The organism is Formosa bonchosmolovskayae (genome assembly GCF_051016085.1).
In the GTDB taxonomy this organism is placed as follows: domain Bacteria; phylum Bacteroidota; class Bacteroidia; order Flavobacteriales; family Flavobacteriaceae; genus Formosa.
In genome coordinates this window covers 2,612,022-2,630,689 of the sequence record NZ_CP174605.1, presented here as the reverse complement: position 1 = coordinate 2,630,689, position 18,668 = coordinate 2,612,022, and the positions used below count along the sequence as shown (strand labels likewise).

12 protein-coding genes are annotated in these 18,668 nt (G+C 36.1%); 1 reads left to right on the top strand and 11 read right to left on the bottom strand.

Going from position 1 to position 18,668, the window contains the following annotated elements; all coding sequences use genetic code 11:
- Positions 1-24 precede the first annotated feature (24 nt).
- The gene (locus tag ACKC83_RS11205) at positions 25-1,842 is read right to left on the bottom strand and encodes a sulfatase-like hydrolase/transferase (protein WP_434035555.1); all 1,818 of its coding nucleotides are present in this window, start codon (positions 1,840-1,842) and stop codon (positions 25-27) included.
- A gap of 316 nt (positions 1,843-2,158) precedes the next feature.
- Between ACKC83_RS11205 and ACKC83_RS11200 the strand changes: the two genes are divergently transcribed.
- A complete protein-coding gene (locus ACKC83_RS11200) occupies positions 2,159-5,053 on the top strand; it encodes a carbohydrate-binding protein (RefSeq protein ID WP_434035554.1) in 2,895 nt (964 codons plus the stop codon).
- A 381-nt stretch (positions 5,054-5,434) separates the two neighbouring features.
- On the opposite strand, the gene ACKC83_RS11195 is transcribed toward ACKC83_RS11200, so the two are convergent.
- From ACKC83_RS11195 to ACKC83_RS11150, 10 genes are all read right to left on the bottom strand, one after another.
- Entirely contained in the window at positions 5,435-5,572 is a 138-nt protein-coding gene (locus ACKC83_RS11195) for a glycoside hydrolase family 95-like protein (RefSeq protein WP_434035553.1), read from the bottom strand.
- Positions 5,573-7,228, bottom strand: a complete 1,656-nt coding sequence (locus tag ACKC83_RS11190; RefSeq protein ID WP_434035552.1) for a hypothetical protein — start codon at positions 7,226-7,228, stop codon at positions 5,573-5,575.
- 53 nt (positions 7,229-7,281) lie between these two features.
- Positions 7,282-8,196: an alpha/beta hydrolase gene (locus ACKC83_RS11185; protein WP_434035551.1), complete on the bottom strand. Its 915-nt coding sequence runs from the start codon at positions 8,194-8,196 to the stop codon at positions 7,282-7,284.
- 161 nt (positions 8,197-8,357) lie between these two features.
- Positions 8,358-11,087, bottom strand: a complete 2,730-nt coding sequence (locus tag ACKC83_RS11180; RefSeq protein WP_434035550.1) for a hypothetical protein — start codon at positions 11,085-11,087, stop codon at positions 8,358-8,360.
- 516 nt (positions 11,088-11,603) lie between these two features.
- Complete coding sequence (locus ACKC83_RS11175; protein ID WP_434035549.1) at positions 11,604-12,503, bottom strand: TlpA family protein disulfide reductase; 900 nt, start codon at positions 12,501-12,503, stop codon at positions 11,604-11,606.
- Positions 12,500-12,946 carry a PH domain-containing protein gene (locus ACKC83_RS11170; RefSeq protein ID WP_434035548.1) on the bottom strand — a complete coding sequence of 149 codons (447 nt, stop codon included), beginning with the start codon at positions 12,944-12,946 and terminating at the stop codon, positions 12,500-12,502. Before ACKC83_RS11170 ends, ACKC83_RS11175 begins: the two co-directional genes overlap by 4 nt.
- A 263-nt stretch (positions 12,947-13,209) precedes the next feature.
- A complete protein-coding gene (locus tag ACKC83_RS11165; protein WP_434035547.1) occupies positions 13,210-13,806 on the bottom strand; it encodes a DUF4870 domain-containing protein in 597 nt (198 codons plus the stop codon).
- A gap of 177 nt (positions 13,807-13,983) precedes the next feature.
- The gene (locus ACKC83_RS11160) at positions 13,984-16,389 is read right to left on the bottom strand and encodes a glycoside hydrolase family 3 N-terminal domain-containing protein (RefSeq protein WP_434035546.1); all 2,406 of its coding nucleotides are present in this window, start codon (positions 16,387-16,389) and stop codon (positions 13,984-13,986) included.
- Positions 16,390-16,425: 36 nt separating this feature from the next.
- Entirely contained in the window at positions 16,426-17,295 is an 870-nt protein-coding gene (locus ACKC83_RS11155) for a hypothetical protein (protein WP_434035545.1), read from the bottom strand.
- Positions 17,296-17,304: 9 nt separating this feature from the next.
- Positions 17,305-18,522, bottom strand: a complete 1,218-nt coding sequence (locus tag ACKC83_RS11150) for a glycoside hydrolase family 88 protein (protein WP_434035544.1) — start codon at positions 18,520-18,522, stop codon at positions 17,305-17,307.
- Positions 18,523-18,668: the final 146 nt, after the last annotated feature.

Sequence of the window (18,668 nt, the reverse complement as noted above, 5' to 3'; positions counted from 1 at the left end):
GATAACATATGGATTGAATTGCGATTATTGCTTAACACACTCTACATAATTATAATACACAGCACCTTCCAATTTTCCAGCTTCATTATAAAACCAGGTCTGAATAAACGCAGGACCTTTTGGTAAATTCTGTATTGTAAATTGCACGCCATCTTGGCCTACGTTAGCATCTTTCTTCTCATCAACATAAACCGTATCTCCATTCCAAATTTTTATTCTTGCACTTGCTATATTTAAGGCTTTACCATTTTCATCGCCAGAAGTTAATGTTGATTTATCTTCAATTTCTTTTGGCCAACGTCGCAAATCGAAATTATATGTCCCTGACTTATCTAATTCTACAGCAATAAATCCGCTACCCGGAGCTCCTTTTTTCACATCGTCTTGATGCCAAATTACTGTACCATGAAAATCGTGTGCATGAAGTGTTGTTTTAGGCTCTGCTTTATTTCCTATAATAATTCTCGTGTATTCACTAGCACGTTCTTCTACAAGTTGAAACCATTTTTCATACTCCTCTTTTAACTCTGCTACAACGCTATTATAGGCAGGATTTGAAATGATATTATTTTCTTGTTTCAGATCTGTTAAAACATCATATAATTCCCAATCTGAAGTTGCACTTGTTCTAAGCAAACGCCATTTATATTCTATTACATCACCATTCCAGTCATCTTTTTTTACAGATAATTTTTTATATTTCTCAGGAAATTCTGTCCACATATCGTTAATAACAACAGCTCTATTTTTGTATGCTAATGGGGCGTTAGTAGGATCTTCATCTAGGAATGGTTTAAAACTACGCCCTCTAATTTTTAATTTTTCAGGTCGGTTTTCTATGTCTTTAAGATTTAAAACATCCATAAACGTAGGGAGCCAATCTATATGTGCTGTTAACGGTGTTACATCTCGGCCTTTACCTTTACCTCCAAGGTTTCCGGCCTCCCATCTTACAAAACATGGTACTCGCGTACCGCCATCGTAATTCGATCCTTTTCCGCCTCTTAAGTAACCTCCTGCGCCATTATCTGTAGTAAAAATAAGAATGGTATTATCGGCGATACCTTTATCATCTAAGAATTTCATTAAACGTCCCATATTCTTATCGATGTTTTCAATAGTTCCTGTTTTTGCACTCACTCCTTCACGAGCATCGGGTGGTAAAACATGAGGTGCATGAGCTGTTCCTAGAGGAATATATGCGAAAAAAGGTTTATTCTTTTCGATGTTATCTTCCATAAAATCCATAGCACGATTCATAAAGAAGTTTGTAGTAAAAGCGCCCTCTATACCATCATCCTCATCTGTCATTTCAACCAAAGTATCGTTAACCCACATATGTGCCTCGTTATTAGTATTCCCCCAGTAGTCAGGTTGTTGTCCAGTTCCTCCTCCTTGTATCCAAGCCACATAGTCGAATCCGCGATCTTTTGGGCGAAACGGATAATTATCGCCTAAATGCCACTTAAAAAATAAGCCTGTAGCATAGCCATTTGCTTTAAAAATATCGGCCATAGTAATCTCATCGGCACGCATCATATTTCTTCCATTAATGGTATGCCAAACACCTACGACATCGCTTGGTCTTCCTGTAAGCAAGGCACCTCGCGTTGGAGAACAACTTGGAGACACATGGAAATCTGTTAAGCGCACAGACTCGTCTCCTAACCGATCAATGTTTGGTGTTCTTGGCGCATTGTCTTTATAATATGAAAACGAACTGTGACTAATATCGTCAGGCATGACAAAAATCACATTCGGACGGGTTTGAGTTTGTGAAAACACACTATTAGAAGCCCCTAACACGTAGAGCAAAAGTATACCTAGTTTTAAAAATTTCATATCTACATATTTATTATAATGTTGAACATATACCAATTATTTTATAAAAAATAATAGCATTTTTCTAACCTATCGCCCACAACTTCTAAGCATTTTAGTTTGATTTTCAACCAATTATTCAGAAGTGGTATTATATGAACCAAAGCGTTAGCAATCAAAAATAGAAGAACATTTTAATAACCAATAGTCCTATTTCTACTTTACATAAGCTAACTATAAAAATGGGCACTATTTTAAATCATTTGGGCGATAATTTATATACAGCACTTCTAATTGGTAGTAGTTTTATTGAAGAACAATTAACTTATTTAACCAAATGAAAAGAATTACACTATTAGTATTATTAAGCTGTTTTTTATCCTTCAATTTTACAGAGGCGCAAACAGCAATTAATTCACTTTCAGAATTAAAAGACCGCTTAGACGACGATGACGGAAACTTTAAAATGACACCAGGCACCTATTATTTTAACACCAATAATTGTGGCCCCGGGAAGTTGTTTCCAGATGCGGACATATTATTTTTTACAGGTTCCCATTCTACTTTCGATTTTACCGATGTAAAATTTGAATTCGATTCAGCCATTTTTGCCGAAGCTTACTCTGGGTGGTCTGTTCAGTTTTGGCCGGTAGGCGATAATAATGTCTATCTAAATTTAACTATGGAAATTATTGGCAATAGAAGACCAAACTCTGGTGGAGAAGCCATACACTTAGATGGTGCCGATAACCGTATTGAAGGCTTTCATATTACCCAAAGGAGTTCATACCCTTATGGCTATGGCGATATTTTTGGTAAAGGTGGAGGTAGTGTTATTGCCCATGGTAAACGCGCCGGAATATTGGTAAGAGGTGATAGAAACCACATTAAAGGTTGTACCCTTATTATGAGATCGTATGGGCATGGTATATTTATGCAGGGTGCTAACGATGCCTTAATAGAAGACTGTTATGTAGAGGGCGAATTAAGAACCGTTGGAGAAGTTCTTCAGGAAGAAGGTACAGGATCTCCCGCCGATGAAGTTGATTTCCAGACGGTTTGGGGATACGATTTAAGAGATCTACAAAGCGACTATAGATTTAGTCTTCAAGAAGATGGGATTCGTGCTTACACCCAAGGTACACCTTACGGTGGCGAAGAACGCCCAACTACAGGAACCCAAGTAAAAAATTGTACAGTCGTAAAAATGCGTTCTGGTGTTACTATTGGCTGGGATTATACCGACAAAGTCGTAGAAAACTGTAAAGTACTAGCTTGCGAAACAGGATTTTGGTTTGGCTCTAAAACCATAGCCACAAACTGTAGCGGAGATGGTTCTGTAGGTCCGTTAGTTTCTGAAGATGTCGGACGATCTAATTCTACTATAGATGTTACGATACTAGATAATTATGTGCCTAAAATTGGTAACACACCTTATATGTACTTTGCAGGAAACGATCATAATTTAACCTTACACGACGGTACTACAACGTTTAATTCGGATATCGAGCTCCAAGTAGGCGGAAAAAGATACGCGCATCGTTGGTTAGAAGGATCTGATGAAGCACCGTTAGAACGAGATGCCAATAATCTTACTTTTAAAAACAACACCAAATACCCTGTTACCCTTGAATATAATGTTTCAAACACAGATCTTACAACTTGTGGTTCGGCTACAGATAATGGCACGAACAACAGTATTTCGCGTTTAGACGACTGCATTTACGAGCGACCTTGTGAGAATACAGCTGAGAATTTACAAGCAGAATGTTATGATGACATGGAAAATATAGGCATACGGGATATCCCAGGAGATTTAAACGAACGTGAAGTCTATGCCTTCGATTCTGGAGATTGGATTGCCTTTAACACTATCGATTTAACAGCTATGTCTGCAATAGAAGTAGTTGCTTTAAGCGATTTTGACAACGTCACTTTAGAGGTACGCCAAGATAGTCCAACAGGAACTTTATTAGCTAACATTTCGCTGTCTAAAACAGATGCTTTTACAACATTTTCGGCAGATTTAAATGAGATGGTAAATGGAAAAACTGATATTTATTTTGTTGCAAAATCTGAAAATCAAAATGATTGGCTTTTTGCCTTGGATCGACTTGCTTTTATCGAAGATGCATGTTTAGCTGCATCGTACAATCCTGTTTTTCCAATTAGTGCTGAAACATTCTGCTCGTCCTCCGATGTTACTACTGAAGACCTTACCCCTTTTAATAAAGTGGTTAGTAGTATAGAAAATAGCGATTATATAAAATATGCTAATATTGATTTTGGAGTCGATGACCATTATAATACCATTGATATAATAGCATCCTCCGTAACTACTGGAAGTGCGGTTGAAGTTAGATCGGGAGCTGTAGATGGTACCTTACTTGCAACCATAGCCATTGCCAATACGGGAAGCTGGAATAATTATGAAACTTTTTCTAGTTTTACACATGACGAATTAACTGGTACACAAGATATTTACTTCGTATTCACTGGCGGTAGCGGTTCACTTTTAAGAGTAGATAGTTTTTCATTTTATTACGACAATTCTGCTAGTAATTTAGCGTTAGCCTCTAAAGGTAGTATAGCGACACAGTCTAGTACGGCTCACGATGGTGAAGCGAGCAGGGCCATAGATGGCAATACCAATGGTAACTTTGGTGGTGGTTCTGTTACCCATACCGAAGATGGCGGAGAAGGTACTTTAAAATGGTGGCAAGTAGATATGCAGGGTAATAAAACCATAGAAGAAATTATAATTTACAACAGAACCGGTTACGAAGATAGATTGAATAACTATACTGTAGAAGTTAGAAATAGTAAAGACGAAATTGTATATTCCCAATTATTTCCTTCTTATCCAGATCCTGTAGCGACTATAGCTATGGATGGCATTGTGGGACAGGTTGTACGCGTATCTAAAACTTCTGATCGTGCATTAACCATTGCCGAAGTAGAAGTCCACGGATCTAATACGTTAAGCACTACCGATGCGGAATTAGGAGCACAAATAAAAGTATTTCCTAACCCTACAACAGATATTATTCGTGTTAGTAATGCCATAGATACTACTTTAGAAATCTATAATATCCAAGGTGTTTTAGAAATGACTGTTGATGTTAAGGGTAGTAATGAAGTCATTTCTCTAGGGCATTTAAGTGCGGGGATTCACTTACTTAAATTCACAAATAAATTGGGAAGTTCAGTAAAAAAACTTATTAAGAAGTAAAGGTATCTTACAATTAGTAATGAAAAGGCCGTCTGAAAGGATGGCTTTTTTAGGTTTTTATTTGATTTGTATGGTACACTTCTAAAACCTAATAAATGTTTATTGAGAGTCTTTATTTTAGGGATTCGGCAGGCTCAGTCTGACAACTAAAATATTATTATGGATTAGGATTGAGTATTCTAATGCGGTATTTCTTGACTTAAGACACTGGTTTCACCCTGCTTCATCTTTGTTAAAATCTATTTTACTTTTTTATAACATAATCTTGTAGCGTTTCACCGTGTTCAGTTTTAAACCAAATACTGTCAGATTTTTCTTGTACAAAGGGAATAACTTGTCCTATATTATTTCTTACTTGAGCTTTCGAAGCACTTATATTTTTCAATTTACATAATCCTCCGCTTCTCGAAAGAATTTCAAGAGATACGCTTTGCCATTCTTCCAGATCACAGATATTTCAAAATTTCCTCTAGCGACTAACCCTGAATACGCTCCGTTATCCCACGCTTTAAAAAGCATCTACTTTTGGGTTCTTAATTCGTTTACTTTTTGATTTGCATTATGTGCTATATGGCGATCATAATCTTGGGTGTACAACGTTGCAACCCTATTATACTGCTCTGGTAATTTGTTATAATCTGCCCACGCTTCATCGTAAACCGTTATCCATTTTTTAATTTCTTTTACATCTCCCTTAGCTTCCGCATCAGACATATAAACAAGTGCTCTATATATTTTATATAATCTTAGGCCATACTCAGCAGATCCAATCGCATGGCTTTTGGCAGCTTCGTTGTCCCAAGTTATTGCTTTTGATAGTGCTACAATTTCTTCCCATTTCGCTATAGATTCATCCTTTTGCTCTAAATTTCGTTTTTGCCCCACAGCATCTTTTGCAACTGCCGGCCAACCTATTCCTTGATCTCTAGTCCACCAAACATCACTAATATCATTTTGCACCGTATTTCTACCTCTTATTACAGCCTCTGCAGATAGTAAACAAAGTCTTCTAAATTTAGCAACATCATCTCCCTTAAGATTTAAGCGTTCCGTAGCATATCTTTTAAAAATAAATGCTTCACTTTGCTCTGTATTTTGAGCCCATTGTGCCATGACCCAAGAGTTTAAATCGCACCACATTTCGCTTTTAACATATGGCCCTTCCCAGCCTCCACCGCGAGACCATGTCCAAATACCGGCATATAAATCTGGAGTAGTTTCAACAAATTCTCGTATACTATTGATATCGCCTTCCGGCATTTTAGCATGCTCTTCGAAACCTTCGATAACGCCATTTGCAATATAATTTGGATAAGCGCCTTTACCTTCGTATTCTCTTGCAGATTGCACTTCTATAATTTGAGGATGACGACCTTGACCTATAAGTTTACTAAATGGTCGCCCTCTATGAAAATCGCCTTCGCATTGTTTAATACTAATTATTAAATTTTTATGAGGTTGTACAGCATCGCTCACTTCCAGGTATGGGCTCATATTCCTATCGAAAGCATTCCATGTTCTAAAAATAAGTTGCTTATCACGTTTTACACAAATCTCTTCTTTCAGCATTTTCATTAAAGGAATAATTGTTTTTTCTGGACTTGATTTATCGTCTATAGCACCTTGGTGATAAGGTGCATCGTGTAAATAAGTTTCTCCGATACGCACCACTAACCCGTCTAAATCAGGAAATTGATCGAACATTTCGTTAATTTGAGCACGTACAAATTTCTCTGTAAGCGGATGGTTAGGATCCCCAAAAGTATCTTCTATTTCATACTTTTTTATTAATCGTTTCGGAAATAAAACCAGATCAGACATGGCGTAAATAGCCATATCTTCTGCTTTACATTGAGCGTGCATTTTTTTAATTTGTTTTGCCTTGGCATCGACCCATTTGCGATCTTCCGATCCTTTTGGCAAAATATCTTTATCTACAGATTCCCAATTTATCGCCAGTGCAGGTGATTCAAACAGAAAATATACCTTACCATTATATCCCATTTCTTTAATCACAGCCGGATCATTATATGCCGTTTTATAAGGTGCTTCTCCTGGATTATGATGCACCATATCGAGAATTAACGGACTAGGATATTGATGCTGTGCCTTAAGTTTATTACTAAAACTAACTAACAGCATTAGGGCTATGAATAAATGAAACCGTATTTTCATATTTGTGTTTAATTTTTTAATAATACCTATCTAATTTTATAAGCAAAATCTGATTAATAACGTTGTAACCACGCCTTTAGTCGTTCTGTCCATGTGGACAAATATGGGTTATCACGGGCTAACGCATAACCGTGCCAACCTATGGGATAAAGATGCATTTCTGCTTCAACCTTATTATTAACTAGTGCTTCGTAATATTTTAATGAGTTTTGCACAGGCACTCCTGTATCGTCTGTGGAATGCATTATAAATGCTGCTGGAGTTTCTGCAGTTACATGTAATTCGGTTGAAAAGTGTTCGATTAATTTTTCATCCAGATTATCATTTAAAAGTCGTTTTCTTGAGTTTGGGTCTGTAAAATCATCTTTAAACGTTATCACCGGATACACCAAAACCGAAAAATCTGGTCTTGCACTCAACAGGTCGATGTTGTCTGTAGGTTCGGCATATTTTTCGTTATAATGAACAGCAAGTGTTGCTGCCACATGTCCTCCTGCCGAAAAACCTATAATTCCTATTCGTGTCGAATCTACGCCCCATGCATTAGCATGATGTCTAGTAAGACGCACAGCGCGTTGCGCATCTAAAATGGGTGATTTATAAGACACAATATTAGATTTAGAGCGTGGCAATCTATATTTTAAAACAATAGCAACAATACCCTGAGAATTTAACCATTTGGCAATATCGGTGCCTTCCCAATCCCAATTCATGATCGCATAGCCACCACCAGGACAAACAATCACAGCTTGTCCGTTTCTTAATTTTTCTGATGGCAAAAATACTTCTACCCCTGGCTTTTTTACATTCCTTATTTTTAAAACACCCTCTTGAACCCTAATTTCTTCCTCATCGGTTTCCTGATAGTTAGGAATATTGTCTCCCCATAAAGGCAGTTCTAAATGCTGGGCAGTACCTAAGAGAGGTATCTGAATAAATAGAAAAAATAAAATTGTTCTTAACATCATTTTAAATTATAACAACTATGTATTGTGCATTAATTCTAATACTTAAAACACCTTTTGGTTTTAAATATTTCAGCTTAACTTCAGTTTAGATACCCTATATTATTTTTATAAATGTGATTTATCTAGGTAGTCAACCCCTCCAAACCTCAGCATTCACAGATTTATTTTAAATTAATTGATCGAAATGCTTCTGAATTAAATTTATGTTCTTTGTTATTATAAGTAATGGTAACTGGCACTTCATTATGTATAAATAATTTCCCGCCTTTACTTTCTACAACAACGTTTCCTTTTTGTTTTGTTGAAATAATAAAATCCTTTGTATTAAGTTCTGTCCCATTCCCCATAAACAGGATAAAATCTCCATTTTTTTCATAACCAATCAAGGCATACGCGGCATCTGTAGACATATCTTTGTACACTGCCAGTTGATTATTAGTTGAAGAAAACACTAAATCTTCTCTACCAGATTTATGTGAAACGTGTAATCCTACAAAATCTTGACTTCCATTCTCATCCTCAAAACCAGAAATACTAGTGATACTTTTTCCTTCGCTAGAAGTAAAAGGTTCGTACACCGAAGCAAATGGGCGATTCCACGCCTCGCCATGTTGCCTTGCTGCTAGTGTTAAATAAGGTGCTTTATCCACATCATAAGGAAGTCCACTGTTCCCTTTAAACGCTTTATTTGGTGGCGATTTTATACTAAAAACCTCACGTCCTTCAGTACCTTTCATCCATAAATTCATAAACACATCTTCTTCTCCATCAGGCATATCAATTTTCCATTCAGCTTGATAATCATTGTTTGTACGCATCGATTTTTTATCCCACATATAATCTAACGCATATAAATGACCTCCTGCAAATGCCATTTCCTCACTCGGAACAAGTGCTAACGGCTTACCACCTCCATCGCTTACCGTTAAACTCTGACCTAAATTATGGTAGAAATAATCGTGAAATTTATCGCCTTTACGTTGTTTTTTAGAACGAAAAACATCTACATAGTAGCCCGTAGTTTCACCAGTCTTCACAATACTTACCAAGCGGCTTTGATCACTTTGGGTTTCTGGTTCCAAAAAGTATACATCGGAATAGGTAATATTTTTATAGTAACCTTCCTTTTGTTCTGATTTCGGATATTGTCCCATTAAATCGAATGCATGGTAACTTAGCATTTCTGTGTACGAAGAGACACCGTCTACCATTACCGTATTGTGAGCAGGGAATTGAGAATAATACTCTAAATATATTGGCTGAAGATAATTAGAACCTTTACCAGGATCGGAACCTTGTACGAAGCCTTTTCCATATAATTCCATATTAATTCCGTTAGCGTGCATATGGTTTCCAAGGGATCCGTTTAACGAGACCATCATACCATCTTTTCCTGTACCCATACGTTGCACGTGCCAACTTACATTAGGCGCATAAAAGGTCTGGGTGATATAGTCGTCTATATGACCCATTTTATATTTCGGATTCAATTCTAAAGGTTTACTTGCAAAAAAAGAAGAAATATCTGCTCTAGGTTTTTTACTTTTACTTGAACCCTCCGACGTTTTAGAAAACAACCTATACATGCCTGTAAACTCTTCTTCTAACTCTTGATCTTTATTTTTTTGAGCAATACGAATCATATCGCTCATAGACTCCGTACTTATAGGTCCGTAATACGAATCTCCAAAAGCAACAGCTTGCCCGTTAGGAAACAAATATTGAGGTAACATTTTTACAGCCTTTGGCATTACAGGTGTGTATGGTAAAATATTATGATCGAATGTATTGTCGAAATCTCTTATAAAATTGGTAAGGTCTTTAGTAACACCTTGAGAATATCCTGGACATTCGGCCCAAACACCATTAGCTTCGTCGTAGCCATAATCCATAAATTTATTTAGCGACCATTGTCTAGCCGAAGTCACATTTAAAATGTAATCTATATAGTATTCGCGTCCTTTATTGTCTTCATAATTTTTATTGTCTTGTAAAACCATGGCTGCTTTTAAAATAATCTTGGCCTGATGTAAATTCCAATTGTTTTGAGGTACACCGTTTTTTATAATTTGATCGATCCATCTTTTGATGGTCTTATCGTACAGCGCAATTTTATCTGAAGCATTATCTTCAATATACTGATGTAAGAAATCGTAAAGTTCTGCTATTTCAATTAGAGTGCTTTCGTGTATCACTTGGAAGTGCGTAAATCCAACAAGTGTCTGAATATGACCGTTAAGTAAATCTATTGGTTCACTTCTGTAAGACATTCCAGTCATGTAAGTATCAAATAAATCGAATGAAAATTTAGCATATCGTTCGTCATTTTCCAGCCAATACAGGAAAGCGGCATCTTTCCCTAAAGCGATTATTTTATTGTTGATATTTACAATTATATTCCCTGTTTCCGATTGCTCTGCCCATTCAAAAGGATGTCCTTCTTTTTCCTTGTTTGGCAACCACAATCCTCTTGGATCGTCCATATATGGAAGAATATCTTCTAAACTAGGTGTTCCGTAAGCCGTAGCCGAATTTCGGGAACCACTAAATCGTACTGTAGGAGCGGGAGCTTCTCCATCGGCATGAGAAAAATCTACACCGTTAATGTAAATGTTGCTGGCTTTAGTGTTCCAATGCATTTGTAAACGAGATACCATCCATTCGTCATCGGTTACATGACGCTCAACATAAGTATCAACTTTTTCATGTAAGCCTTTTAAGACATCTTGTGCCCAAGTTTCCTTTTTAATTGTTTTTTGAAGATCTTTTTTTCCTTTTTGCGTGATATAAATTCGGGGATACCCTTGTTCTAAATTCTCAGGAAGTGGAATCTGTGCGTGAGCGACTACTCCAAAGAAAATCAATACCATTAGAGATAAGGCCTTTTTCATTTTTAGTTAATTTTTTAAATTATAGTTTAGTTTGTTTTCTGAATGCTTTTGTATTCAATTTAATCTCTAGAAATTCTAACTTTAATTAGAAGTTTATCATTTCCATCTCTATTTTCGTCGATTCGAGTTTGTTTATTTTCAAGTGAGTTGACATCTAAATTCTTTATTATTATCCGTTTTTATGCAAGACAATTCACAAAATTTAGACTCACAACTACAAACATAAAAACGAATACTATTACCATTTAAAACATCTTTTAGACCGCTTTTATTTCTGCGTACAGCAATATCGTTTTTTTATTTTTTTTCGAATATAAACTATAGTTCTTAAGCTATAAATTATGGGTATTTATTCCATCAATGCTTCACCCTAACCAGCTCAAAAGGTATTAAAGTCAATTACATGGATATTCTATAAAAAGAAAAAGCCTAGAAATAAATCTAAGCTTTATATAAAATTGTCCCCATTAGAATGCGTCAATTTATGGTGTATTTACTAAATAATATCTGTAAAAATTAGTTTAGAACGTCATCTATTGTTTGTTCTAATCTTTTAATATTATCCTCACTATATCCTTTGATAATCTCTATAACTTCTTGGTCTTGATTTATAATTACATGTGTCGGATATGAGGAAATCACATATTCATCTCCGTCGATTACTACAATGTCATATGAAAACGGATGTTTAGGAAGGAAACTGTTTTTTAATGTTTCGTTTGTCGTCGTAATAGCAGGTGCAATAAATTTAACGTTCTCACCACTAAATTTTTCTACCAATTTATTGAGTTCAGGGATCTCTTTCACACAGGGAGCGCACCACGTTCCCCAGAAATTTAAGACCACGACTTTACCTTTTAAGGATTCCGACGAAATTTCAGTTTCATTAATATCCTTGAATTTGAATGGTGAAATAATTTCTCCGATCTCATAATTGATGCGTTTACCAAACTTAGGATCTAAGCTCTCGGCTAAAGCATGATCTAGAGTTGGGATAATTTCTAACAACTGGCTAAACTTCATTTTTTCACTAAAAGGTTGAGTAAACGACCACGTTTTACCATCCTCGGAAACTCCAATAGTATAACTCTTACCGCTCTTGAAATTAATATGAAATAACGCTTGATATTGATTTTCTGATTTGGCTAGTTTTAAAAGTCCTACAAGTTTGATGGTGTCGGTATCTTGCTTTAAAATGCGCTCCCACGTTTCGGTAAATTTTTCTTTGTATGTATTCTCATTTCCATAATATACAGGTAATAGATAGTCTACATACTTTGGGATATCCCTCATATTGTAAAACGCAATCATCTCGTTAACTTGTTTGGTCGCAGAAGCGTGAACATCTACTTGTCCGAATGAAGCATGCGTAAATAACAGAATTAAAAGGCTAAATGTTAGTTTTTTTATGTTCATAGTGTTGTATTCGCTTTTTCATTTAACCTGTTTTCTATATTCGGGTTTATTTTGGTGAGCTCCTTTGCAAATTGAATTTTATTCTTTGGAGAAATGACTATAACATTAAATGTACCGTAAGCTAGTTCTATCCTGTCCATTGAAGGGGCTGGTGATGAAATCATATTATTAGATTTACGAATAGACTTGATTTTATTTATATCGAACGATTTATTATACATAAAACCACATTTAACATTCAAAATCCCGTGATCATGAATCGTGTATGCTGTCGAAAAATGGAGATATAGAAAAAAACTTAATACCAATAAATGGATTCCACTCACAGACAGAATTTCTTCTATAGGTTCGTTTTGGAAAATCATAAATCCATTAATGGAAAGGAACAACACCACTAGAAATCCAACTAGCCTATATCCGAATTCTGATTTATATAATGTCATTTCTTCTGTTTAATTGTCCTAAATAATATTTTATGTTCATTTTTTTCATTGATAAAAAAATCCTTCGACTTCGCTCTGGATAAACCAAGCAAAAAAAATCTAGGCTTACGAACTTTTATCTAAATTTCCGACAGGCCAACCCAAAAAATAAAATACAACTTATATCGAAAAAGGACCTCCCTCGGCACAAGTCATTCTATAAAGTCAGCACGGGCAAATCTTAAAAAAAAAGTTTAATCGTTTAGGACTCTATTTTACATCACTTATTTTATTAGCCTAATTAAATTCGGATAAAAATTTCCTATTTTTCCTTTTCTAATTTTTACAGCAAACCATATTGGCAATATTATGTTTATGCCATAAAGAACACCCCAAGCATATAAGGATAATAAAAAATTCCCTGGTCCGATATCTAAATGACTAATTTTCAAAAAAGTACCAATTATTAAGGTTGTAGACGCAAAAAACGTCCAAACTATCTGAAAATTCAATAGGTTTGCTCCCATCTCTTTCAGTCCATTTATTTTATCTTTCTTAGTCATCCATAAAATAAAAGGAATAATAATATTTCCACTGGGAATAATTATACCTGTTAAAACAGATAAGTGAAAATAAATTAGATAGTTCGTGTCGATATGCTTCCCATAGTCAAGTATATCTTCTGCATGTATGTCTAAAGCTTTACAAATTAAATGCAACGTTTTTCCTCTAGGTTCACTTTCGTTATTTTCAATCCGTTGAACGGTTCTCAAATTAACGGTTGCATATTCTGCCAATTCTTCTTGAGACAGTCCTTTTTTCTTTCTTATTTCCTTAATTTTTCTTCCGATTTCGTTCATTGTTAATTTTGAATTATTCATGTAACAAAACTACTTACGAATCTAACGTTTTGATAACGGTTTACTTGCGACATTTCTATGACATTCATGCCTAGAGGCCCATTTTGTTATGTTTTTTTTAATTAGTGACATCATCTATCTTAACAATCAATCTACCATTTACTCAACTTCATTATTCATGCCTGAAGCACTACATTTTTACAACACGTTAATACGCTCTCTTAAATGAATATCTACAGACGAGCTTCCCACCATAATTTCAAAATCTCCAGGCTCTACAGTCCAATTCATATTAATATCTAAAATCTCTAAATCTTCTGGATGTAAAGTAAAATGAACGGTTTTTGTTTCGCCAGGTTTAAGAGCAACACGATCGAAACCACGTAATTGAGATTCGTAAGTAGTAACGCTACTCACCTCATCTTTTAAATACAACTGAACAACCTCGTCTCCCTCGCGTTTTCCTGTGTTCTTCACTTTAAAAGACACGTCTATATCGCTTTGAGATTGTTTTGTTTTCTGATTTACAACTAAATCACTGTATTCAAACGTCGTATAACTTAGTCCGTAACCAAATGGGTACAACGGACTTAAAACACGTGTGTTTCCGTAGCCATTAGGTCCTGCACCTGGTTGCCCGGCTTGCGATCCTGGTTTGTAAGGGAAATTCAATGGGATTTGTCCAACAGATTTTGGAAAGGTCACCGTTAGTTTTCCGCCAGGATTATAATCTCCAAATAACGTTTCGGCAATGACTTCTCCCGCTGCCGTACTTGGAAACCAAGCTTCTAAAATAGCTGGTAAAAACTTATTTTCCCAGTTAATAGTAAGTGGCTGACCGTTAATTAAGACTAAAACTACAGGTTTTCCTGTAGCATACAATGCTTGGACGAGTTGAAATTGGCGTCCCGGCAGTCCCAAACTGGTTCGCGATTTGGTTTCTCCCACACGCTTTTCATCTTCACCAACTACAGCTATAATAATGTCCGATTTTTTGGCTTGCTCAACGGCTTCAGCAATATTTGCTTCTTCTGATGCCGAAAGTGGCGTTGGAATAATCTCACTTCCTGGCCAATCCGGATCTACAATATCGCAACCCTTAACATAATGGACTTCAGCTTTATCTTTTGCGTAATTTTTTATGCCTTGATATACGGATGTTGATGGATTATCTGCTGGACCATAACGACTATACGTAAAACTCACCTCGTCGGCCAAAGGTCCAGTAACCAATATATTTTTTAGATGATTAACATCTAGAGGTAATAAATTATTTTCGTTTTTAAGAAGCACTAAAGATTCTCTATTGATTTGTTTTGAAAACGCTTCGTCGGCAGCCGTATGCACCAAATCATCTGAAGCTTTAGGATTCTCCACATAAGCCGAATCGAATAATCCCAATCTAAATTTCACTTTTAAAACATCAGCCACTCTAGAGTCGATTGTTTTCATTGAAATTTTTCCTTCTTCAATAAGTTCACGAAGCGGTTCTATAAAAGATTCTGGTGTGCGGAATGTGGTCCGTACATTTAATCCTGCTTCTACCACTTGTCTCACTGCTTCTTTATAGTTTTCGGCAACATGATGCTTTTCAGAGACATATTCTACTGCTTCACTATCTGATACCACATAGCCATTAAATCCATATTGCTCTCTAAGTAACTCAGTTAAAAAATAAGAACTTGCTGTTACTGGCACACCATCATAATCGTTATAACTACTCATAATCCCCATAGGTTTCGCTTCCTGAATAACGCGTTTAAATGGATATAAATGCAACTGATGCATTTCTCGAGGTGCGACATGCGGATCCGTTCTAGCATCGCCATCTCTGGCACCTTTTGGCACACTATATACCGCAAAATGTTTAAGTGTTGCAGCCACACCTTGGGATTGTACGCCAAGTGTCATTTGTTTTCCCATTTCGGCAATATGGAAAGGTTCTTCGCCATAACATTCTAACACTCTTCCCCAACGCTGATCTCTAGCAACATCTAAAATAGGTGCATAAATATTGGTGTAGCCTAAAGCCTTAGCTTCTCGACCAACAATGGTTCCCGCTTTATAAACCAAATCTGTATTCCACGTACTTCCAATACCTATTGGTGCCGGAAGTGGTGTTGCTTTTTTATGACATAATCCATGAACGCCTTCGTTGGTAAAATCGACAGGAATTCCTAAACGTGTTTCTTCTATAAACCACTTTTGAACGGTATTTATAGCCTCGGCATGCGTACTATATGGAAAAGAATACGAGGTATGTGTTTTCTCTTGATTCCAAATGGTATTTAAATGCTCGTCGATATTAGCGATACCATCTTTCCAAACGCGATGCTTCCAATTGGCTGTTGGTAATTCATCTTCAAGAACACGCGCAAAACCATACAAGGTCGTTAGCTGACATGTTTTCTCGTTAACATTCATCAAGGAGATGAGATTAGACACGCGATCGTCGATATGCGCTTTGGGGTCTTCGTAGACATCCTTTACGCCATTCTTATTAAAATCGATCCAATCTTTATGATATATTTTTGGACCTTCAGTTTTGAATGATGACAACAAAAACATACTGGACAAAAGAACTACTGTGGCTTTAAACTTCATGGTTTATTTTAATGTTTTAGCAATACGCAATTACATTTATTTTACTGGATTTTCTATGATTGCTTTTGCATCTTCCGGATTTGTTTTTTGTGTTCCGGTTAGTAAATAAATAATCATTCCCGCATCTGAAGGGTCAAAATCTCCTTTTTTAATACAGGTTAATTGTCGGCTATACAACCAATCTAGTTGCTTTTTGGCTTCTGCAGACTGTTCTCGGATTGGTGATGTTTTAATCCAATCGAATCTTTCGATAGGTGCTTTCATACCATCATAATCGTCACCGCCATTCTGATTGGCAATTCTATCGCAAATCAAACCTTTAGATTCAAAACTAGATTTTATTTCGTTCCAAGTCCACCCCGAATGTTGCTCCCACTTATTTGGTTTATCGGCATGATTATCGTTCCAACTATGATGAGAAATTATACGTACAAACTTTAATTTAGCCTGGTCGGCTTTTGCAAGAGCACTGCCCACCACCTGCATTGGTCCAGCTGCTATTATAGTTAACGGATCTTCTTTTTTAGATCTGTTTATTTCCTTCACTATTGCTTGAATTGCTTTTGTAGAATCTGCTACAGCTTCAATAAAATGAGTTTGATTAAAATGAAATATTTTCTGTCCTTCTAAGGCACTAATCTGCATCTCTTTTTGTGCATTTTTGTGATCGTGATTGCTACCCCAAATATGATCGCTAAACGTGTACACAGTTAAACGATCTTGCAAACCCTTTGCTGCCAATAAGGCCAATGAAAAAGGTGTTGCCGCCCAATCGTCGTGATCATGCTCGTTTCCGTCTGAACTTATTACAATACGTCCCGTAGTAAAAGGTACGGTTTGAGCGTAAAATTTTGTTGGAATATTCCAAATCATACAAAAAACAAGAAGAGTCTTAATAAATTTCATAACAAAAGGTTATTTAGTTAATGCCAAGTGGTTTGGCTTTTCCAATTTTTCTAATCGCAGTAAGGCTTCCATGAAATAATAATCGGCATAAATTATAGGCTCGTCTATTTCTTTACCTTTTGGATGATGACCAGTAGAATGTAATAATAAGGCATTATTAGCATCGCCACTTAAATAGTTTTTAGAGGATAAAGCCGTTATAAATCGCTTCGCTTCCTGTCTGTATTTGTCCTGCAACTTATTATCTTTAACAAGCTCTGCCAATTCTAATAAGCCACAAGCGGCAACAGCGGCGGCAGAAGCATCTCTAGGAGCGTTAGGAATTGCTGGATCATCGAAATCCCAATATGGCACACCATCTTTGGGTAAACGCTTTAAATAATGTTCTGTAAGCTTAATGGATGTTTCTAAAAAATCAGTTCGTCCTGTTTCTCTATAAGCAACGGCGAATCCGTAAATGCCCCAGGTTTGCCCGCGTGCCCACATAGACTCATCTGCATAACCTTGATGTGTTACACCACGAATAAATTGACCTGTTTTATCGTCGAATGAACCTAAATGATACACTGCGCTATCTGGTCGTACCAAATTATTCATAGTTACTTCGGCATGGCTTAGGGCGATATCGTATAGTTTTTTATTTCCACCATTTTTAGCCGCCCAAAAAAGAAGCTCCAAATTCATCATATTATCTACAATGGTATTGTGCGGGTATTCTTGTTTACTTGGCCATGAGTGAATAGATCCAACAATGGGATTATATAACGTTGCTAAAGTATCTGCGGCGGCGAGCATAATATCCTTATATGCTTCATTTCCTGTTAAACGATAACCGTTTCCAAAACTACAGTACACCTGAAATCCGATATCATGATCTTCGGCTTCAGTATATGCTATTGTTTTTATAGAAGCTGTATATTTTTCGGCGGCAGCTTTTACTTCGGCATTTCCTGTATATTCATAAGTATACCATAAAATGCCAGGCCAAAAGCCACTACACCAATCTCGAACACCAACCAATTTCCAATCCTTTTCACCTTTTACAATATGTCTTGGAAAACTATCGGTTGTTTTTAATGCCTTTAAGGCTTCGTTTATTTTAATGACACTTTGGTCCAGAACAATTTCTGAATTGGTCTTAACCGTTATTTCCTTTTTTTCGGCACCACAACCTAGTAGAAGTATGGAAATTAAACTACAGCTTAACAGATGTTTTGATAACTTCATAAATTCTTTTTAAAATGATATATCCCTTCTTATTCGAAATGAAAAAGACCTATACAATTATAAAAAGACTTTAGGATTAAGCATATAAGCTATGAATCAATTACCATAACTTAATGCCCAAATAAAGGATTTGTCCATATAAAAAG